Below are 20,266 nucleotides of genomic sequence, written 5' to 3'. Positions count from 1 at the left end.
TCGCGTAGCGATATCAGCCGTCGGAACGCTTCGATCATGAACACCAACCGCAGAACCGCCATGACCCTGCTGCTGACGGGGGCGATAGCCACGGTCGGCCTGCCGGCGCTCGCTGCCATTCCCGACATGTCGCCAGCCGCCCTCACCGCCGAGGCGGACCTCATTCTCACCGGCCGCCTGGTGGCCGTCACGATCACCAGGAAGGTGCCGGAATGGGTGAAAAAGCGTGATGACATTTCCTTCTTCGAAAGAGGCGCGTTCGTCGACGAGATCTTCACCCTGACGATCGAGGTCGGCACGGTCGAGAAGGGGTCGCGCGCGCTTGCCGGCAAGACCATCGCGGCGCATGGCTGGCGCGCCTATGGACGCCCATCGGGCTGGGCCGGCCCGGGCGGCACCGTCCGCGACCTGCCGGCCGAGGGCACACGGATCAAAGCCTGGCTGCGTCGAGAGCAGGACCGCTGGGACATGATGTCGCCCTCCGGCCTGACGCCCGCGCCATGATCGGATGAGCGGGCGGCACCACCTGACGGAGAATCGGCAGGTGGTGCCTTTCAGCGCAGGATCACGCCCCGCGCTTTCGCCCAGCGCTTCAGCATCGCCTCTTCCTCCGGCCTGGCGAGCCGGTTGGCGAAGCCGCGGATCTGGATAGCGACATGCTGACGATCGAGTTCGATCGTCAGCAGGCGCTCCACCGCCCCGGCTGCCCGGCGGCGTAGCGACCAGATCGAGGCATTGCCGGCGAGGCACTTATAGGCATAGCCCGAGACGCAATGATGCATGGCCCGGCTCTCGGCGACGAGATCGGCGCCGGTCCTGAGCTGCACCACCAGGATTTCCTCCCTGCGATGCCGCGCCTCCTTGGCCGAAGGCTGCCATGACCAATCGGCCAGGGCCGCGCCCGGCCAGCGCCCGCCATCCGACGGCCTGCCATCGGCAGCCGGTCGCCTTGCCTGCGCGCCGGCATGGCGCTGTGCCATTCGCCGGATCTGGTCCAGCTGGGCCAGTTCGCGGTGCCATTCCCGCATCTGCCGCCGCAGCGAAGCGGGCGTACGCCCCTTCAGGCTGTAGCGCCGGTCGGCCTGGAAGCGGGCCGAAAGGAAATCGCAGAGATCGTCGATCTCCTCGAGCGGCAGCGGATGCACACAGAAGAAGCGCGCTGCCTCGCGCCAGAAGGCATGCGCCTTCGGCGTGCGCGGGGCGGTGGCAATCTTCGAGCGGGCGATACGCAGCGCCACGCCGACATCGTCGGTGTAGGAACGGGCGATCGCCTGCCAGAAAGCCGCCTCGAAAGAGAGCGCCACCGGCGGATGGAGGAAGGCATGCACCTCCATGCGGGAGAGCAACTCCTTTGCGCACTCCTTGTAGAGCGAGCCGCCCTGGGCAGCCACGAGATACCAGCGCTTGCGCTCCTTCACCTCGGACGCACCCAGGCCGGCAGGCCCGGACCAGATGTGTTCGAGCGGAGCGGGAACTGGGTAGCGAGCGAAGAGATAACGCGCTGCCGCCAGCTTCAGGCGGGCGGGATCGCGCGTCTTCAGCTGAGGACGCCAGTCGTCGGAATCGCGCAGCACGAAGCTGGACAAGCCGACCCGTACCGCTGCGATTGCATCGCTCAGGAGAGAAGGAGATTGCGCCCGCCGCGCACAAGCGCGCAGCGTGGCCTCATAGGCCTCGATACGTTCGCGCTCGGCGTCCTGCCGGCGCTGAATCATGGAACGTGCCATGGTCGTTCAACCTGATGAAACTATGGACAGCCGGACGCAATGCGGGCGCCGGCACGAAACGTGGCGTTCCCTGTTGCGATCTCATGGCTGTTCTCCCTCGGGTCGAACGGTTGCGGGGGGCGCTCTCTAATCCCGCCCCGGCGCCGGCGCAAGACTTTGTGTCGAACGCACGACATTTCAGGTCGCCCTGTGGCATTCCCGCATCACAGGCAGCCGTCGATTGCGCCGGCTCGCTTTCCAAACCAGGCGCTGGCGCCTATACACGGCGGGCCCAAGGCCCAGGCAAGGAGCCCCCTGATGACCCCTTCCCGTTTCGAGCCTCGCGCACTGCGTGGCGCCGCCGTGTTCGCTGCAAGCCTGATGCTGGGTATTACGGCAGGCCTGTCCGCCTCACAGCCGGCCACCGCCGGCGACGTCACCGACAAGGCCGTGATGCTGTTCCGCGACGCCTGTCTCGCGACCGCCCCCGCCTTCGACAAGGCCATGGCGGCGGCCAAGAAACATGGCATCAAGCCGCAGATGGATCTCGGGGCCAGCCTGGTCGGCATGGCGCCGGACGGCTCCTATTCCCTGCAGGTGCGCGGCAAGAAAGAGTGTGCGGTCACAGCCGAAAAAAGCGCCGGTCCGGCCGTGGCCGAACAATTCCGCAGCGTGGTCGGCGCAGCCGCGGGCGTGCCGGCCACCAGCCTGGCGAGTGAGGGCCCGATCCAGATCACGATGCGGGGCCAGACCTATGTGGTCCGCCACGATCGCAAGGGCGGCGAAGCCTATGTCATCATGAGCAGTGCGGGTTTGTAGGGAGAGCGAGACACTCCTGGTCCGAATCCGCAGCCGAGGTCCCAGTACAATCGACGACATGGATAACCTAACGTCACCATGCTATCGATAAGATCCTGCCGGAATAGTCTCATCATGCAGCGGGATTCCATGATCAAATACGGTATCGCAGCCTTGCTTGTCTTCGGCGCAACCGCCGCCCAGGCCCAGAACTGCTCCTCAAACTTCACAATCTCTGGCGGGCTCGCTCCGGCCATCTCGACTTGGCAGGCCTTTCCCGGCTTGAGCCCGTCCACAGCGATCGACAATCTCACCCGCACCGCGCATCTCAACAGCTATTGGGTCAGCATCAAGGTGAACCGCCGCCTCGGCCTTCTGACGGCTCTCAATGATGGAGCGCGCAACGGGCGGGTCCAGGAAGTCAAGATGGTCGCCCGCAAGCGCGGCAACGGCACGCGCGTCGACTACACCATGATCCTGAATCCCGGTCAGATACCCGGACCCGACTTCCGCTCCGATGTCTGCCGGATCGTCCGCTCCGCGGTTGGCGGCTGAAGCATTTTCCAGAAAAGCTGGTAAATTTTTCGGTTCAGAAAATGCGTTAAAACAAACGGTTTCTATTCCCTGCAGGTGCGCGCAAGAAGAAATGTGCCGTCACCGCCGAGAAGAGTGCAGGCCAGGGCGTGGCCGAGCAGTGCCGCAGCGTGGTCAGTGCGGCTGCGGGCGTGCCTGCCACTGGCCTGGCGAGCGAAGGTCCGATCCAGATCACGCTGCGAGGGTAGACTTTGTGGGCCGCCATGACAGCAAGGGCGGTGAGGCCTACGTCATCATGAGCAGTACGGGTTTGTAAGGGAGGCGCCCCTCCTGATCCATCCAAACCCCAATCCAAACGCCCCCAAGCTGCGGCAACGAACATGAATAGAAGCAGAATGGACTCCTCTATATTCATTTTTTGATCCCAATAATATTTATAAATACATTCCAATATCGGAAACTTTCGAAGAGTTTTATAAAAAACAACTCTTATAATTTACAAAATTAATGTTATTTTTTGCATTAATGTTTATATTGAATTTTTTTATTAAAACTTATAGCAAAAAATAAATATAAAATCTCGATATATTCCCAAAAGTAAATACTGTTTGAATCTCATTTCACGCCCGTGTCCCGCCCAGTAGACATGCTTGCGTCGCGCTATGTCGATCCCTATCCGCCCCTCCTAAAAACACTGACGTCAATAACCAGAACTTAACTAACTGCACCAGGAGAGGGCGCTCCATCCAACCCCGCTTTCAAGAATAGACTGCACAGCGAAACCTAATTCTTCCTTTATACTATAATATAAATATATCTATATTATAGTATAAAATATTTGATCGTTAAAAATGCCAACCCATGAGGCCTGAAATGGCAAACTATGACGACGATTCTTATTTTCAACCAAGCAACACCAAGAATCCAGAGGCACTCAGATACTGTCCCGGGGGCGACCCGTTCATCACCTTCGCAGGGCGGCAATGGTGGATCAATTATCACTGGACCCAGAGATCCGGGACCTGGGCTGACGAGCCATTCAAGTCGATCTTCGATCCGAAGATCATTCAGCGCACGGACAAAGGGATCCGGCTCCAAATATTACCCAGTGACCAGCCGAATGTCTGGCGTACTTCCGAATTGGTCCTGATGGACAAGCTGGGTTACGGCGAATACCTCGTGACCGCAGAAGCCGACGGCGGATCATTCTCTAATCTTGACGCCAATGCAATCTTTGGCGCTTTTCTCTATCAGTATTCCGAGGCTCCTCCATCCAATGGACCCAATATCCATCGCGAGATCGACTTTCTCGAAGTGCTTCGGAGCGGAGTAGGGAACGCACAGTTCACTCTGCAACCCTATGACAATAATCCTCATCCTGTGAGTTTCTTCAAGATTCCTCCCGGCACCAGTGCGATCACCATATATAACCACTGGTACAAAGATCCGGGCTTCAATCTCGTCTCCTATTTTGCCTGCTATGCCGGCAAGTGGTCACTGGGCAATCTACCCCCTCGCGAAGCAGCGTTCGCATGGTGGATGCCGAGCAACCAGGAGGGGATCAAGCGCCTGATCCCCGACCATACCGACACGAGCTGCGAGCGCCTGCATCTCAATCTCTGGCTGATGCACGGAGCAGCGCCCTCCGGGCCGCAATCGGTGACAGTGACCGGATTTGAGTTCCGACCGTCCAGTTGATGACTCCGTCTCGTTGGTCGGGACGTGGCTACCGCACCCGTCCATTGTCGAGCCAACGCAAGGCAAAGCGCCTTCGTGATTGAACGTGCTTTGCTCTGTCCCAATTTTCTCGAACTTTCGCAGATCCCGCTAAGTGTCACAGCCGGCGGCAGCAATATCGTTGAAATCAGGGTGTCTGCGCCTCGTAGACGAACAGGGTCGACTTGTCGTCGTCGGGCATGAAATAGGCTCGCAAGCCCCCCTCCTTGGCCTCCACGAAGGCCGGATTCTGGGTCATCGGCAGGCCGGAGGGCGCCCACAGCTCGACGGGCACCTGCCAGACCGGCCTGTTGTCCTTCAGATCGACCAGTTCGAGGCCGCCCAGACGGAAGGGCGCGGCGTCCGGCGTCACCTTGTAGGCATTCAGACCGGAACAGAGCATGCGCGAACCGCCAGCATAATGGCAGTCCTGATAGTCGATATATTGAGCCAGATTCATCACCCGCAATTTCTCGGCCGGTATGTCGGCATTGGTGATCTTGCCGTCGGCACCAAGTGGCCAGGCATAAAAGCGCCGCGAGCCCCAGCTCACGCCATGCAGCGAGTTGCGCTCGGTGTCGTGGACGATGCCGCCGACATGATCCTTGAAGCGGAACACCTCCACCGCCTTCATGGTGGCGGGATCGACCTTGTAGATGATCGACTGGCTGTTCGGCCGATATTCGGCCACCGGCACCCAGATGAACTTGCCGTCGAAATCGATGCCGCCGGGGTGGTAGACACTGCCCTCCCCCAGCTTGAGGTCGGCCAGCAGCTTGCCATCCTTGGAAATGCGGAAGAGATGCCCCTCGCCTTCGCCGGTATCGCGGTCATAGCCCTCGCGAGGCGCCGGATATTTGGTGGTCGGCTTGATGATGTTCACCGAGGATACGAAGAAATCATCGCCGATCTTGACCATGCCCTGGGGATGGAAAGTCGGGAAGGCGATGGGGATGGCCGCCACCTGCTTCCATGCGGTCCCGCGCGTGAGCTTGGTCACGCGATCGGCAACCGCCGGCTCACCGGCAAAGGCATTGGAAGCCAAGCCCGGCGCAAGCAACAGGGTGGAGAGAACAGCGGCAATCCTGAATCCGGTCATCATGGCATCCTTTCGTCCCGGCGCCTTACGACATCCCCATAACGGCGATGTGACCGCACGCGATTCAATAGATCGTCTGGCGCATCCGTTCGGGATAGGCCTTGTCATAGGCTTCGCCGTCGAACTCGCCCTTGCTGATCGTGCTGAAGATCTGGCCCATGGTCGGCAGTTCAGCGCGCGAAATCTGGATCGAGGGATCCCATAGCCTGGAGCGCACCAAGGCCTTCTGGCATTGGGTATAGACTTCCTCCACCGTGACGACGATGACGCACCGGGGCGCCTTGCCCTGCATGGTGAAACTGGCGCACAGCTCGGGATCGACCGAGATCACCGCGCGGCCGACCACCCGCAGCGTCTCGCCGATGCCCGGGATCAGGAAGAGAAGATGGACGCGTGGGTCCTCGATGATGTTGCGCAGCGAATCCAGCCGGTTGTTGCCACGCCTGTCGGGGATGAGCAGCGTCTTGCGATCAGCGACACGCACGAAGCCGGCCGGATCCCCGCGCGGCGAGCAATCGACTCCGGCTGCCCCGACCGAAGCCAGCACCATGAAGGGCGAGGCATGGATGAAGGCATGGTACTGGTCGGATACGTGATCGAGAACCTTGAGACGGGCCGTGGGTTGCACAGGTTCGCTGTAGAGGGCTTCGAGTTCGGCGACAGTGGTAATCAAAGACATCGAAAATCCAATTCTGTTGGCGCCGGCAGCACCGACGCTCCCCCTATCAATAGGTTCTCCAAAGGCCCGGCGTGGCCAGTTCCAGCATATGACCATCGGGATCGCGGAAATAGACACTATCACCGCCGGCCGGCCAATGCGTGCGGCCTTCCACCAAGACGGCATGCGCGGCCAGGCGCGCCTCCCAATCCGCCAGTTCCGCGGCACCGACGGCAAAGGCGATATGGATGCGGCCGCTGGCATCATGCCCCGGTATGGTACCGATCGCCGAAGTCATGTCGTGATCGGAGGCGCCGCGCTTGAAGACGAGCAGGACACTGGCGCCGCCGACATCATAGGCATAGAGCCGGTCGATCTTCAGCAAGGGCGCGAGCTGCAGCACCGTCTCGTAAAAATGCGCGGCGCGGTCGAGGTCGTCGACATAGATGGCGGTTTCCAGGATGCGGTCGAGCTTGGGCATGCGACACTCCGGCTTGGGCTGGAAGGATCCCCCCAAGAAGCGTTTTCCAGAACAATCGGCAGGCTTTTCGATTAGGAAAACCTCTCAAACTAGGCGCTGGAGCAAAGTGCGGCTTTGGTGAAAGTGCACTTTGCTCCACGACACTACTTCACCGTGATCTCGATCTCCATCGTGTTGGGCACCATGCGCACATTGTCCGTGTGCGACGGCGTCATCCAGTTCACGGTCAGATGATCGACGCCGGTGAAAGAGCCGGCAGGCCTGTAGACGACGACGGGCGCCTTATAGGCCGTGCCGGCACAGACGCCGGCCTCCTTGCCGAGCTTGGTCGCGACCGTGAAGATCTGGGTGGCGCCATGTGCGGGGCCCGAAGCGATGCGCACATCCTTGACGGGATAGGATTCGCAGGTACCGGCACCGAAGACCCCCAGGGCCAGCACGGCTGACGCCTTGCCGCGCGGCACGGTGATCTGTTTGGATCCGGCGAAGGCGAAGGACGGCATTGCGGCGACGCCGACGGCGATGCCGAGAAGTAACTTCTTTACTTTATCCATTGGATAATTATCCGAATTGCACGAGCAAACCGACTATAGTGCCAGCGTTCACCAGTCACCGACGGCAGCTATACGCTATTCAATCCGGGATTCTCAATTGGGTTGACTTGTCGAAAAGATGAATTCCGGCCGGCTCGACAGTAAAATGCATATCATCGCCGATGGCATGCTCCATGGCCAGGGAAACGACCAGAGGCTGCCCGTCGATGTCGCCATGGACGAGGCGATGCGCACCGAGTTCCTCGACATAGCGCAGCTTCACGGCCAGGCTGCCCGGCGTCGGGGTGGAGACCGGCTGCAGGTCCTCCGCGCGCAGCCCGACCAGGACCTCGCCCGGAACCTGCCCCGGCAAGGTCAGGCGCGTCTGCCCGAGAATGAGCGTATTGCCCTCCCCCCGCGCTTTCAGGACGTTCATGGCCGGCGAGCCGATGAAACCGGCCACGAAGGTCGAGGCGGGGTTGCGGTAGATCTCCAGCGGCGCGCCGATCTGTTCGATCACGCCGCCATTCAGCACTACCAGCACATCCGCCAGGGTCATCGCCTCGAGCTGGTCATGGGTGACATAGATCGAGGTGGTGCCGAGGCGCTGCTGCAATTGCTTGATCTCGCCGCGCATCTGTACACGCAGCTTGGCGTCGAGATTGGAAAGCGGCTCGTCGAACAGGAAGGCGGCGGGTTGGCGCACGATGGCCCGGCCCATCGCCACGCGCTGGCGCTGGCCGCCGGAAAGCTGGCGCGGCTTGCGCTTGAGCATGTCGTCGCTGAGCTCGAGGATGCGGGCCGCTTCCTTCACCCGCTGGCCGATCTCGCCCTCGGCGGTCTTCCGGTTGCGCAGGCCATAGGCCATGTTGTCGTAGACCGACATATGCGGATAGAGCGCATAGTTCTGGAACACCATGGCGATGTCCCGGTCCATCGGCTCGATCTCGTTGACGCGACGCTCACCGATATGGATATCGCCCGACGAAATGCGCTCCAGCCCCGCCACCATGCGCAGCAGGGTCGACTTGCCGCAGCCGGAGGGCCCGACCAGCACGCAAAAGCCGCCATCCGGCACGGTGAAGCTCACCCCCTTCACCGCCTCATAGCCGTTGTCGTAGATCTTCTTGACGTTGTTCAGAACGACTTTCGCCATCGGTTACTCACTTCTCGGTCTCGACCAGGCCCTTGACGAAGAGCTTCTGCATGACGACGACGACCACCACCGGTGGCAGCATGGCGAGGATCGCCGTCGCCATGGCGATCTGCCATTCGGTCAGGGCGTCCTGGGTGGTGATCATCTTGCGGATGCCGATGACGATGGTCTGCATCGAATCCTGGGTAGTGATCAGCAAAGGCCACAAATACTGGTTCCAGCCATAGATGAACTGGATCACGAACATCGCCGCGATCGAGGTGATGGAGAGCGGCAGCACGGTGTCCTTGAAGAATTTCAAGGGACCGGCCCCATCGATCTTGGAAGCCTCCAGCAACTCGTCCGGAATGGTCATGAAGAACTGGCGGAACAGCAAGGTCGCCGTCGCCGAGGCGATCAGCGGCAGGGTCAGGCCGGCATAGGTATCGAGCAGATGCAGGTCGGAAACGATCTTGTAGGTGGGATAGATGCGCACCTCCACCGGCAGCATCAGCGTGATGAAGATCAGCCAGAAGGCGAACATGCGGAAGCGGAAGCGGAAATAGACGATGGCGAAGGCCGAGATCAGCGAGATCACGATCTTGCCCACCGCGATCGCCACCGCCATGATCAGGCTGGTGGTCAGCATGGTGAGCACCGGTTCGCGCGTGGCCCCTTCCGTGCCGTGAAACAGGGTCTGGCTGTAGTTCTTGATCAGGTCCGGGCCGGGCAGCACGCCGATCTGGCCGTTGATGATGGTGGTGGCGTCATGGGTGGAGGCCACGAAGGCCAGCCACACCGGGAAGGCCAGGATCAGCACCCCCAGGATCAGAATGGCGTGGGGCAGGAGGTTTCCGAAACGGCGGTTCTCAACCATGAGCCGTTCCTCCCGACAACAACGAGGAACAGGCCATCAATAGGTCACCTTCTTCTCGATGAAACGGAACTGCAGGGTGGTCATGGCGATCACCATGATCAGCAGGATCACCGACTGCGCCGCCGAGCCGCCGAGATCGCCGCCGCTCTGGCCGTCATTGTAGACCTTGAATACCATGGTGATGGTCTCCCCGGCCGGGCCGCCATGCGTCACCGCATCGATGATGCCGAACGTGTCGAAGAAGACGTAGACGATATTGATGACGAGCAGGAAGAAGGTCGTGGGCGACAACATCGGTAGGATGATGGTCCAGAAGCGCCGCGCCGGCCGGGCACCGTCGATGGCCGCCGCCTCGATCAGCGATTTGGGGATCGATTGCAGCCCCGCCAGGAAGAACAGGAAGTTGTAGGAGATCTGCTTCCAGGTTGCCGCCAGCACCACCAGGATCATGGCGTGATTGCCGTTGAGCAGGGGATCCCAGGGCAGGCCGAGTTGCTTGAGGCCACGGGCCACCAGGCCGAGCGAGGGCTGGAACATGAAGAGCCAGAGCACGCCCGCCACCGCCGGCGCCACGGCATAGGGCCACACCAGCATGGTGCGATAGAAGGAGGCGCCCTTGATCTTCTTGTCCGCCTGAACGGCCAGGATCAAGGCAAGGCCGAGCGACAGCACCGAGACCAGGCCGGCAAACACCAGGGTGACGCCGACGGCCTTGTAATATTCCGGTTGCTGGAACAGCAGCTGATAGTTCTCGAACCCGACGAATTCGGAGGTGGTGCCGAAACTATCCTCGATGAAGAAGGATTGCCGGATCGCCTGCAGCACCGGCCAGTAGAAAAAGATGAGCGTGATCGCCAATTGCGGCGCCAGCAGCAGCCAGGGCAGGGTCTTGCCGGAGAAGACGGAGCGTTTTTCCATGGATGCTTCCGGACTATGCAATTCAGTCAAGCTGGAAGGGTGCGGGTGCCTTCTCCCCTTGCGGGGAAAGGCGGTGACATCTTCGATACGAAGATGTCACCGTTCATTTCAGAGAAATGACGGGTGGGGTGTGGCGAGCAACGCGGCCTGCCGTGAAGGCCGGCACGACGATTGTGCAATCCAGTCGCGTTCGACGCACTGACTGCCACACCCTATCCGACCCGGCTTCGCCGGGCCACCTTCCCCGCTACGCGGAGAAGGCTTTTACGCGGCCTTTATCGCCCCGCCGTGCGGGCGAAGGTCTTCAGGATCGCATCGCCCCGGCGGACGGCATCGTCCATCGCGGCCTGCGCGGTTTTCTTGCCGGCCAGGGCTTGCTCGATTTCTTCGGCCCAGACATCGCGGATCTGGGCAAGGTTGCCCAGGCGCAGCCCGCGGGAATTCTCCGTCGGCGCCTTGTTGGTCAACTCCAGCACGGCGACTTCGCTGTTGGGATCCTTGGCATAGAAGCCCTGCTTCTTGGAGAGCTCGTAGGCGGCCGGGGTGATCGGCAGATAGCCGGTCTCCTGGGCCCACCAGGCCTGCACTTCGGGCTTCGACAGATAGGTCAGGAACTTGGCGATGCCCTTATAGGATTCGTCCGACTTGCCACCCATCACCCACAGCGAAGCGCCACCGATGATCGAGTTCTGCGGTGCGTCCTGGACATCGGGATAATAGGGCATCGGCGCCACCGAATATTTGAACTTGGCGTTGGCCTTGACGTTGCCCAGGAAGGCCGACGACGTCAGGAAGAGCGGGCATTCGCCCGAGGTGAAGCGTCCCTCGCCCTGATTGGTACGGCCGGAATAGTCGAACGTCTTGTCCTTCTGGGCCTCGACCAGGTTTTCCAGATGCTTCACCACCACCGGATTGTTGAACTTCAATTCGGTATCGAAGCCATCCAAGCCGTTGGCCTTGGTCGACAGCGGCACGTTGTGCCAGGCCGACAGCTCCTCGATATTGGCCCAGGTGGTCCAGGCCGTGGAAATGCCGCAGGTGGCGTAACCGGCTGCCTTCAGCTTCTTCGCCGCCTCGAAAGCCTCCGGCCAGGTCTTGGGTGCCGCCGTCAGATTGGCCTTCTTCAGCGCATCCTCGTTGACCCACATCACCATGGTCGAGGAGTTGAAGGGAAAGGACAGCATCTCGCCCTTGGCATTGGAATAATAACCGGTGACGGCAGGCAGGTAGGACTTTTGGTCGAAGGGTTCGCCCGCATCCTTCATCAGCTGGTAGACTGGCTTGATCGCGCCCTTGGCCGCCATCATGGTGGCGGTGCCGACTTCGAAGACCTGCAGGATATCGGGCGCATTGCCGGCCCGGAACGCGGCAATGCCGGCATTCATCGTATCGGGATAGGAACCCTTGTAGGCGGGAACGATCCGATAGTCGCTCTGGCTGGCATTGAAATCATTGGCCAGCTTGACGATGCGGTCGTTGTTGGCCCCCGTCATCGCATGCCACCACTGGATATCGGTGGCCGCGAGAGCCCCGGTCGATACACTGGCCAGAAGAACCACGGCCGAAGCCAGAACGCTCAACTTCATCACATACTCCCTCAGGATGCGCCGCTTCTTAAAAGGACGGCGTCGTTTAAGACTTCACTGGTTGCGCCTCAATGACGAAGAAATGAAGCAAATATGACAGGTAATATGTTGCAGGGTTTATCCTCGGCTTCTCCCTGCGTTCGCTTCGGTGCATTGCCCCAATCCCGACGTAGCGAAACCACCATGGATTTCTTTCAATCCTGCGGATGAGATTAATAGATCATTTTTTTTAATTATAGAAATTTCATTCCATTGCAGACCTGTATTGTCAAGGCCTGAATCCCATCGAACCGACAGCCGATGGAGCGCTTCCCCCTGTAAAACCCGCTGGCGGTTTCGATACCGAGCGCCGCGCTCCCAACCCATTGGCATATCGGCGACATCACGGCATCTTCGCAGTCGGTCCGGAGCGCCCCATGGCAGGCCGAAAGAGAGCCGAAGCACGAAAAGCCTGAAGCCCCCACCACGGTGCAAGGCCTACCGGCATGCCGATGGAAGCCGGGCGTCTTGACCCCCTTGCCCCCGAATGAAGCGTCGCCGCCTTCATGTGCAGGGGCAGCCGTGCGTCATGCTCCCTCGCCCAAGTCGCTCGTTGCCGGCCGGCGGTTTCAGGGCTAAGCAACTGGAAACCATATTGCCAGGGAGGCTCCATGTCGTCGATTGTCATCGCTCAAGGAGGCGGCCCGACCGCCGTGATCAATCAGACACTCTGCGGCGCGATCATCGCCGCCCGCCGGCACGACCCGTCACTGCGCATCCTCGGCGCCCGCCACGGCGTGCGGGGCCTGACGCAAGGCGATCTCGTCGACCTCACCGCGCTTTCGGAAGGCGATCTCGAGCGCCTGGCCCGCACCCCGAATTCGGGCCTCGGCTCGACGCGGGACAAGCCAGATCCAGCCTATTGCCAGACCATCCTGCAGGCGCTGGAAAAGCTCGATGCCCGCGGCTTCATCTATATCGGCGGCAATGACACGGCCGGCACGCTCGATCTCCTGCGCCAGCAGTCGACCGGTTCCTGCAGCTTCGTGCACGCCCCCAAGACGATCGACAACGACCTGATGGAGAACGACCATGTGCCGGGCTTCATCTCGGCCGCCGCTTTCGTCGCCAATGCCTTCGTCAGCATGGATCTCGATTTCCGGGCGATGCCGGGCATTTATGTCGCCATCGTCATGGGCCGGCATGCGGGCTTCCTCAGCGCCGCGGCTGCCGGCTGGCAGCAGGCGCCGGAGGACGCGCCCCATCTGATCTACACGCCCGAAAAGCCCTTCTCGGTCGAGCAGTTCCTCAATGACGTCGACATGGTCTACACCCGTGTCGGCCGCTGCATCGTCTCGATGTCGGAAGGCGTGCAGGACGAGACCGGCCGTCCCCTCGCCGAGGCACTCGCCGCCGGCGCGGTCGAGCGCGACGCCCATGGCAATGTGCAACTCACCGGCGGCGATCTCGGCATCGAGATCCAGAAGGCCCTGAAGCAGCGCTTCCCCAAGGCACGTGCCCGTGTCGACACGCTGGGCTATCTGCCGCGCGGCTATCTCGGCATCATCGACGAGACCGATGCCAAGGAAGCCTTCGAGGCCGGCGCCTTCGCGGCCCAAAGCGCCTTTACCGGTTCAGGGTCGGTGGTGCTGCACTATGACGGCAAGCACACCTCCCCGCGCATCGTCGCCCTCGACCAGGTCGCCGGGCGCACCCGTCACATGCCCGATAGTTTCTTCACGGGTGCAAATGCCGTCTCGGAGGAAGGCCGGGCCTATTTCCGCCGCCTGCTGCCGCCGCGCCCCGACATCTTCACGCCCTTCGTGTAAGAGGCGGGGCCGCCCCTTGTTTCGTCAAGGGCAGGCCTGCGGCCAACGCTCCAGGGCCTCCCTGCCCGCGGGCGTCAGGCCGTAAATGCCTTTCTCGACCCGCTCGAACCAGCCATAGACATTGCCCTGCAGGATCTTCGGAGCGTCGGGCACGGTCTTGGCGAGATCCCGCCGGCGCAGCGGCGCCACCACCAGCGCAGCGGCACAGGCCAGCGCCTGCTGGCGATAGGCCGTCATCTGCGGCGCACGGTTCGAGCCGCCGACGACAGGATCGCCTTGGCGCTTGCGGTGCTCTCTCAACAGGCGGGAACGGCGCTTGGGATCGCGGCGCGGGAACGGCGCCTCGGGCGTGACGATGATCTGCACCTGGCCGCTACCGGACACCCCCAGCAATCCGAAGCCGAGACGGCGGCAGAGATTGCGGAAACGCGCATCGCTCTCGCGCCCCTTGCCGCGTAGGGAGAGACGGGCCGCAAGCCAGATCTCGTCACAGGCCCCGGCCCTGTCGACGCCCTGCAGCACCAGTTCCAGGTTGAAACTCTGCTTGAGCTCGCAGATCACCGCCACCGGCGGCTCGCCTTCGCGCAGGGCCAGGACGTCGCAGCCGCCGATCTCGCCTTTCACCGCAAAACCAAGCGACTCCAGGAAGGCTTTGACCGGCAGATAGAGCTCCGTCTCCACGGCCGGCCCTCACTGCAGTCCGACAGGATCGACGATACCGGCCTTGCAGCCCTGATCCGTCGGCGAGGCGGCGGCGATCAGGTCGGCCAGCTTGGCACCGTCCTTGACCTCGCCGCGCAGGCCGATGGTCATCTCCACGATGATGCTGCGGCTGCCGTCGCGCTTGCAGGCAAAGCGCACCCGCTCGCCGGCCCCCGCACCGAAGCCCTGGTCGAAGGCGCTGCGAATCTGGCTGGTGTCGATCTCCTTGCCGACATTATCGGCGAACAGCTTCTGGACGGGCGAGGCATTGATCTCCCCGATCAACGCCACCGAGCGGCGGAAATAGGCATCGGCCGATTTCTCGAAGAAGCAGGTGCCATGCTCGATCCATTCGTGTCGATCGAGGAAGGAGGCGGTGCCGGGCATGGCTTTCTCCAGGGCCGTGCGCGTTGCCGGCTCGAGCTGGGGCTCCGGCAGGTCCTCCCAGCGATGCGCCTTGTCAGCCTCGACATCGCGCCGCGCCACGCCGCAATAGGCATTGCCGCGCGGCTGCGGCCAGAGCCCGTGCAGTGTGAAGTGGCTCGCATCATAGCGATCGGTGGTTTGCGTCCTGCACTCGGTCTTGTCCGGCAGCCCCTCGCAGAACGCCGCCTGCCAGCTGATGGCGAAGACATAGGAAGCCTCGCCGGCCGAGATTGCCGCATCGGATTTGGCCGGGCCAGGCTTGCCCGCACCCGGCGCGACAGCGGTGCCACCATCGCCCGCCTTGACCTCGCCGCAGGAGACGGGCACCCAGCGCTGCGCCGGCTGAGCATCCTCCACCTGGACGCGATAGAAGGTCGGATCGGGCTTGTTGCCGGCAAGCAGCCGATAATCCTGTCCAGGCGCCAATTTGATATCACCGGGATTGGTCTGCTTGCGGATCGACTGGAGGGCCGGGCAGGCCTCCCGTGCCGTGAAGATTCCCTTCATCGTCTCCTCGGCCTTGGCCGGCATGAAGGGCATCAAAGTCGAAACGGCCAAGGCCGCCAGCCAGCTCTTGCGCATGCAATTCTCCCGGTCCACCTGAGCAAGGCACGTTTTGGTGAAAACGCATCTCTGCTCGAACTCGTTGGTTCGACGCGTGTTTGCGATTCGAGGCGTTTGATTCAACCCACAAACGCTTTTGCGCCGGGCCATATCGCTCCCGATCACTCTCGCCGAGCAAGGAATAAAGCACAGGGCTGAACAGAAACCTACCTCGCCATGCTGCATTGCAACATGAGCCGACCTGGCCTCCATCCCGGCAAGCCATGCGAGCATCGGGTATTCCAGCCCGCGCATCGGCCGGTAACTTCCTCTAAACCATGCAAAAATAGCATGCCGGGCATACGACTTTGCGCGTGCGATTCTGCACAAATTTTGCCGCGATTTGCCTATATATGCAGCGCAGTAAACGTAGCGCTTTTTCTGGAACCACTCCCGTGACGACCGTCGCCATCATCAACGCCCTCTCCGCCCGCCTCGTAGCCTATCGTAACCGCCGTCGCCTCGCGACCGTGCGCCGCGAACTGAGCTATCGCGACATGCTGGATCTGGGTATGTATCGCGGCCATATCGACCGCGTCGCCAGCGCCGAGAACGAGCCGATCTGAGCTCTTCTCGAGCTTCGGGCCTGCCATGCCCGCCCGACAGTCCGATCGCGATCCTGGCCAGCCCGGATCGCGATTTTATTTTCCGCCCCTTGCCGTCACGACCTTCTTTTCATCGCGTCAGCGTGATGAATATCATCACGAAGATTTATAGATGACGATGCGTCTCGATATTTCCCGATTGGCGACATTCGGCTAAAACGGTTTAGCGGGCGGCTCCCGCATCTCTTCCCATCACCCGCATAGCCCAGCGGAACCAGGCCCGATCGGCCTTGGCGTGCGCCAAGATGCCGATTTTTCGTGCCGCAACAAAGGGATAGTCCGCGTTTGCACCCCGCGTGCCGCCGCGGGTCTAGCAATGACGTATGGACGCCAAAGCAGCCACCCTGCCCCCCTCAGGTGCCTTCAGCCCCGAGCGCACGGCCTATTCGATCCTGATGGCGATCAGCGTCTCGCATTGCCTCAACGACACCATCCAGTCGCTGATTCCCTCGATCTATCCGATGCTGCGTGACAATTACGCCCTCAGCTATACGCAGATCGGCCTGATCACGCTGGCCTTCCAGCTCACGGCATCGCTGCTGCAGCCTTTCGTCGGCCTCTATACCGACCGCCGCCCCCTGCCCTATTCGCTCACCGTCGGCATGGGCCTCAGCCTGATCGGCCTGGTCCTGCTCGCTTATGCCCAAAATTACGCCACAGTCCTGATCGCCGCCATGCTGGTCGGCACCGGCTCCTCGGTCTTCCATCCCGAATCGTCACGCGTCGCGCGCATGGCTTCCGGCGGCAAGACCGGCCTGGCACAGTCGGTCTTCCAGGTCGGCGGCAATCTCGGCACCTCGATCGGGCCGTTGCTCGCCGCCTTCATCGTCCTGCCCTATGGCCAGCATTCGATCGCCATCTTCTCGGTGATCGCCCTGCTCGCCATGTTCATCCTGTGGAATGTCGGCAACTGGTATGCCGCCTATCGCCGTCATACGGCCGGCATCAAGACCAGGACCGTGTCGGCGGTGGCCTCGTTGTCGCGCGGCCGCGTCATCGCTTCGCTGGCGGTGCTGCTGGCGTTGGTCTTCTCCAAATTCTTCTACATGGCCTCGTTGTCGAGCTACTACACCCTCTATCTCGAGGACCGTTTCGGCCTGTCGCCCGAAGCCGTGCAGATGCAGCTCTTCATCTTCCTGTTCGCCGCGGCCGCCGGTACGCTGCTCGGTGGACCGATCGGCGACCGCATCGGGCGCAAATATGTGATCTGGGTCTCGATCCTCGGCGTGCTGCCCTTCAGCCTGGCCCTGCCCTATGCCAATCTGACCTGGACCCCGGTCCTGGCGGTGATCATCGGCTTCATCCTGTCCTCCGCCTTCTCCGCCATCGTGGTGTTCGCGCAGGAGCTGGTGCCGGGCAAGACCGGCATGATCGCGGGGCTCTTCTTCGGCCTCGCCTTCGGTATGGGCGGGGTGGGTGCGGCCGCCCTCGGCGTTCTCGCCGATAAGACCAGCATCGAGTTCGTCTACAAGGTTTGCTCCTTCCTGCCGATGATCGGGCTGCTGACGATTTTCCTGCCCAATATCGAACGACCAAAGCCGCAGCCCGTCGAAGCGGTGAAGGAAGTGTTCAAATAGAAAGGCGGCACCTCGCCTTTCCATCCCAACGTTTCTGAGGCCGAACGGGGGCTGCGCACCAATGAGGGCGCGGCCCCCGCTCCAATTTCAAATAACCAATGGAAACGACCAAATGGCTACGGTATTTCCGCCGGCAGGCTCGCAAAAGAGCCTCGGTGGTCACCAGAGCTGGAGCCGGGAAGCACTCGAAACCCTAATCCTGGCCTGGCCCCTCATTCTGACCAATCTGGTCGAGCTGGCGCTGACCACCACCAATCTCATCCTCGTCGGTGAATTGGGGTCGCAGGCGATCGCCGCCGTGACTCTGGCCAACAACCTGTTCTTTTTCTTTGCCATCATCGGATTGGGCGTGGTGACGGCGGTGGCACCGATGGTGGCCAGCGCCTTGGGTGCCGGTGACGGCAGCGGCCGCGATATCCGCCGGACCGTGCAGCAGGGATTGTGGACATCGCTGATCGTCTCGATCCCGGGCCTCGCCTGCCTGATGAACGGCGAATGGATCATGCTGCAACTCGGGCAGAATCCCGAGATCGCCAGGCATGCCTCACAATATCTCGGCGGTCTTGCCTGGTCGCTGCCGGCCTTTGTCGGCTACATCGCCCTGCGTTCGGCAGCGGCCGCCATGGGACAGCCCCGCGCGGCCATGTGGAGCGCGCTTGCCGGCATTATCATCAACGCCGTGCTGGCCTGGGGCCTCACCTTCGGCCATCTCGGCCTGCCCGCCCTCGGCGTGTCGGGCCCGGGCATCGCGACCACGATCGCGACCTGGATCTTCTTCCTGCTGCTTGCCGCTTTCCTGGCCTTCAGCCGGCCGTTCCGCCACTATCAACTGTTCCAGAACCTGTGGCGCCCCGATTGGGAACGGCTCTGGCAGATCTTCCGGCTGGGTGTGCCCATCGCCGTCACGCTCGCCTTCGAGGTCACCGTCTTCAATGCCGCGGCGTTCCTGATGGGGCGCATCGGCGAGACGGACCTGGCGGCCCATGGCATCGCCATCCAGATCGCCTCGATCAGCTTCATGGTGCCGCTCGGTCTCGGCCAGGCGGCAACGGTACGGGTCGGCCTCGCCTATGGCGCCGGCGACCAGCACGCGATCAGCCGATCCGGCTGGACGGCCTATGTCCTCGGTGTCGGCTTCATGTGCGCGGCAGCGGCCTTCATGCTGATCGCACCGCACCTGCTGATCGGCCGGTTCATCGATCTTGCCGATCCGGTCAACGCCGACGTGGTGGCCAGGGCCAGCCTGTTCCTGATCTTTGCCGGCCTGTTCCAGATCACCGACGGGGCCCAGGTCGTGGCTGCCGGCATGTTGCGCGGCCTGCACGACACGGTGATCCCGATGCTGTTCGCCGCCATCGGCTATTGGGTGGCGGGGCTGCCGCTCGGCATCCTGCTCGGCTTCCATTTCGGCTGGGGCGGCGCCGGGATCTGGGCCGGCCTGGTAAGCGGGCTGACAGCCGTCGCCGTGCTGATGACCCTGCGCTGGCTGCGGCGGGACCGCCTCAAGCCGGCGACGTGACCGCGGCCGCCTATTGCAGGGACTGGAAGTAGTTCAGCCTTTGCCGATAGGCGGCCTCAATGCAGCTGGCCGTTGCGCCGCAGCGGTCGCGATTGCTACGCCAGGCCGTTTGGCTGGCCGACAGGGCGACTTGGTCGGCCTTCGCCAGGCCCCTGAACCGGGCCTTGAACACGCCGTCGAGAGCAAGGTCGAGCCGCGCCAGCGTATCGCTCTGGCAGATGGCACGCTCGCTCGGATTGAGGCGTCCGCCGCAGGGGAAACTCGGCGACACGGAGGGCGTGCCGGCCGCCTTGTCGACCAGACCCTTCAGGAAGGCGAGACGCTGCCGGTAGCTCACACCGATGCAGGCGGCATCAGCGCCGCACTCGTCGCGCTGGGCGCGCCACGCCGTCTGGTTCGCCTTCAGCTTGGCCTGCAGATCCTTCGGCAGGGCGGCGTTGATCACGCCATAGGCGGATGACAGCGTCTGGTCGAGGCTGGCGAGACCGCCATCCTGGCAGATGGCATTTTCGGTGGGATTGAGGCGGCCATTGCAAGGAAAGCTCGGCGACACGGACGCGGGAACGGTCCTGTCCGGGACCGCAAAGTCGAGGGCCGCATTTTGCTGCGGCGCGGCCCCGGTCTGGTTGTCGCCGCCTGTCGTCACGGCCGGGGCAATGTCGGTCGCGCCCTGCGTCGCCGGCTGATCGACCGGCACTGAGGTCGTCGTGCCAGCCGCCTTGACCGGCTGCACGTTCTCCGCCTTGCCGGCCATGGCGAAGGAACCGATGATGGCCTCGTTCACCCAGGGGGTCTGGCCGCCCTGGGTCGACTGGTCGACATCGGCCCTGACCTGGCCGAACATCTGGCGGATGTCGAGGCCGGGCGTCTCCATATGGGCGAGCAGTGCCGTGGTGAAGGGCGAGTTGCGCCCGCTGCCGTCCTGCGCCACCGAGCCCGGCGCCGTCGAAAAAGCGATCAGCGTGCCCTTGGCCGAGGAGGCGTC

Annotated in this window: 20 protein-coding genes; 8 read left to right on the top strand and 12 right to left on the bottom strand. The window is 62.3% G+C overall.

Translation table 11 applies throughout. The annotated features are described in order from the left end of the window. Positions 1 to 36: 36 nt before the first annotated feature. Positions 37 to 504, top strand: a complete 468-nt coding sequence (locus tag BA190_RS20170; RefSeq protein WP_068291343.1) for a hypothetical protein — start codon at positions 37 to 39, stop codon at positions 502 to 504. A gap of 50 nt (positions 505 to 554) precedes the next feature. Here BA190_RS20170 and BA190_RS20165 read toward each other — a convergent pair whose 3' ends face one another. Beyond that, the gene (locus BA190_RS20165; protein ID WP_068291339.1) at positions 555 to 1,727 is read right to left on the bottom strand and encodes a PcfJ domain-containing protein; all 1,173 of its coding nucleotides are present in this window, start codon (positions 1,725 to 1,727) and stop codon (positions 555 to 557) included. Between the two features lie 297 nt (positions 1,728 to 2,024). Here BA190_RS20165 and BA190_RS20160 point away from each other — a divergent pair, with 297 nt between their 5' ends. The 3 genes from BA190_RS20160 (at position 2,025) to BA190_RS20150 (ending at position 4,736) form a co-directional block, all read left to right on the top strand. Continuing rightward, positions 2,025 to 2,525 (top strand): hypothetical protein, encoded by a 501-nt coding sequence (locus BA190_RS20160; RefSeq protein ID WP_068291338.1) that lies wholly within the window; start codon positions 2,025 to 2,027, stop codon positions 2,523 to 2,525. 114 nt (positions 2,526 to 2,639) lie between these two features. Further along, positions 2,640 to 3,059 (top strand): hypothetical protein, encoded by a 420-nt coding sequence (locus BA190_RS20155; protein ID WP_068291337.1) that lies wholly within the window; start codon positions 2,640 to 2,642, stop codon positions 3,057 to 3,059. 852 nt (positions 3,060 to 3,911) lie between these two features. Beyond that, positions 3,912 to 4,736 (top strand): hypothetical protein, encoded by an 825-nt coding sequence (locus BA190_RS20150; protein WP_068291335.1) that lies wholly within the window; start codon positions 3,912 to 3,914, stop codon positions 4,734 to 4,736. A gap of 166 nt (positions 4,737 to 4,902) precedes the next feature. On the opposite strand, the gene BA190_RS20145 is transcribed toward BA190_RS20150, so the two are convergent. The 8 genes from BA190_RS20145 to ugpB all read right to left on the bottom strand — a co-directional run bounded on the left by BA190_RS20145 (position 4,903) and on the right by ugpB (position 12,041). Beyond that, entirely contained in the window at positions 4,903 to 5,856 is a 954-nt protein-coding gene (locus tag BA190_RS20145) for a DUF6454 family protein (RefSeq protein WP_202908494.1), read from the bottom strand. A 61-nt stretch (positions 5,857 to 5,917) separates the two neighbouring features. Further along, positions 5,918 to 6,532, bottom strand: a complete 615-nt coding sequence (locus BA190_RS20140) for a pyridoxamine 5'-phosphate oxidase family protein (protein WP_068291333.1) — start codon at positions 6,530 to 6,532, stop codon at positions 5,918 to 5,920. Positions 6,533 to 6,578: 46 nt separating this feature from the next. Beyond that, complete coding sequence (locus BA190_RS20135) at positions 6,579 to 6,992, bottom strand: VOC family protein (RefSeq protein WP_068291331.1); 414 nt, start codon at positions 6,990 to 6,992, stop codon at positions 6,579 to 6,581. Positions 6,993 to 7,135: 143 nt separating this feature from the next. Beyond that, a complete protein-coding gene (locus BA190_RS20130; protein WP_068291329.1) occupies positions 7,136 to 7,546 on the bottom strand; it encodes a hypothetical protein in 411 nt (136 codons plus the stop codon). Between the two features lie 79 nt (positions 7,547 to 7,625). Further along, complete coding sequence (gene ugpC / locus BA190_RS20125; RefSeq protein ID WP_068291327.1) at positions 7,626 to 8,681, bottom strand: sn-glycerol-3-phosphate ABC transporter ATP-binding protein UgpC; 1,056 nt, start codon at positions 8,679 to 8,681, stop codon at positions 7,626 to 7,628. A gap of 7 nt (positions 8,682 to 8,688) precedes the next feature. Continuing rightward, positions 8,689 to 9,537 (bottom strand): sn-glycerol-3-phosphate ABC transporter permease UgpE, encoded by an 849-nt coding sequence (gene ugpE, locus BA190_RS20120; RefSeq protein WP_068291325.1) that lies wholly within the window; start codon positions 9,535 to 9,537, stop codon positions 8,689 to 8,691. Positions 9,538 to 9,573: 36 nt separating this feature from the next. Then, the gene (gene ugpA / locus BA190_RS20115) at positions 9,574 to 10,455 is read right to left on the bottom strand and encodes a sn-glycerol-3-phosphate ABC transporter permease UgpA (protein WP_068291323.1); all 882 of its coding nucleotides are present in this window, start codon (positions 10,453 to 10,455) and stop codon (positions 9,574 to 9,576) included. A gap of 275 nt (positions 10,456 to 10,730) precedes the next feature. Then, positions 10,731 to 12,041, bottom strand: a complete 1,311-nt coding sequence (gene ugpB / locus BA190_RS20110) for a sn-glycerol-3-phosphate ABC transporter substrate-binding protein UgpB (protein ID WP_068291322.1) — start codon at positions 12,039 to 12,041, stop codon at positions 10,731 to 10,733. A 650-nt stretch (positions 12,042 to 12,691) separates the two neighbouring features. On the opposite strand from ugpB, the gene BA190_RS20105 reads away from it, so the two are divergent. Then, positions 12,692 to 13,849, top strand: a complete 1,158-nt coding sequence (locus tag BA190_RS20105; protein WP_068291320.1) for a diphosphate--fructose-6-phosphate 1-phosphotransferase — start codon at positions 12,692 to 12,694, stop codon at positions 13,847 to 13,849. Positions 13,850 to 13,873: 24 nt separating this feature from the next. Here BA190_RS20105 and BA190_RS20100 read toward each other — a convergent pair whose 3' ends face one another. Both BA190_RS20100 and BA190_RS20095 read right to left on the bottom strand, forming a co-directional pair. Continuing rightward, the gene (locus BA190_RS20100; protein WP_068291318.1) at positions 13,874 to 14,530 is read right to left on the bottom strand and encodes a DUF2161 domain-containing phosphodiesterase; all 657 of its coding nucleotides are present in this window, start codon (positions 14,528 to 14,530) and stop codon (positions 13,874 to 13,876) included. Positions 14,531 to 14,539: 9 nt separating this feature from the next. Continuing rightward, on the bottom strand, positions 14,540 to 15,559 hold the full coding sequence (locus tag BA190_RS20095) for a ribonuclease T2 (RefSeq protein ID WP_068291316.1): 1,020 nt from the start codon (positions 15,557 to 15,559) through the stop codon (positions 14,540 to 14,542). Positions 15,560 to 15,975: 416 nt separating this feature from the next. Here BA190_RS20095 and BA190_RS36040 point away from each other — a divergent pair, with 416 nt between their 5' ends. The 3 genes from BA190_RS36040 (at position 15,976) to BA190_RS20085 (ending at position 19,281) form a co-directional block, all read left to right on the top strand. Further along, positions 15,976 to 16,146: a hypothetical protein gene (locus BA190_RS36040; RefSeq protein WP_156771610.1), complete on the top strand. Its 171-nt coding sequence runs from the start codon at positions 15,976 to 15,978 to the stop codon at positions 16,144 to 16,146. Positions 16,147 to 16,508: 362 nt separating this feature from the next. Beyond that, positions 16,509 to 17,762: an MFS transporter gene (locus tag BA190_RS20090; protein ID WP_068291315.1), complete on the top strand. Its 1,254-nt coding sequence runs from the start codon at positions 16,509 to 16,511 to the stop codon at positions 17,760 to 17,762. A 112-nt stretch (positions 17,763 to 17,874) separates the two neighbouring features. Beyond that, the gene (locus tag BA190_RS20085) at positions 17,875 to 19,281 is read left to right on the top strand and encodes an MATE family efflux transporter (protein ID WP_068291313.1); all 1,407 of its coding nucleotides are present in this window, start codon (positions 17,875 to 17,877) and stop codon (positions 19,279 to 19,281) included. 10 nt (positions 19,282 to 19,291) lie between these two features. Here the strand turns inward: BA190_RS20085 and BA190_RS20080 are convergent. Continuing rightward, on the bottom strand, positions 19,292 to 20,266 hold a 975-nt coding region (locus BA190_RS20080), incomplete at its 5' end, for a caspase family protein (protein ID WP_156771609.1).

The sequence above is a fragment of the Labrys sp. WJW genome, assembly GCF_001676615.1.
GTDB classification, from domain to species: domain Bacteria; phylum Pseudomonadota; class Alphaproteobacteria; order Rhizobiales; family Labraceae; genus Labrys; species Labrys sedimenti.
Note: the sequence above shows the minus strand (reverse complement) of the source record. Positions and strands in the feature narration are given on the sequence as shown.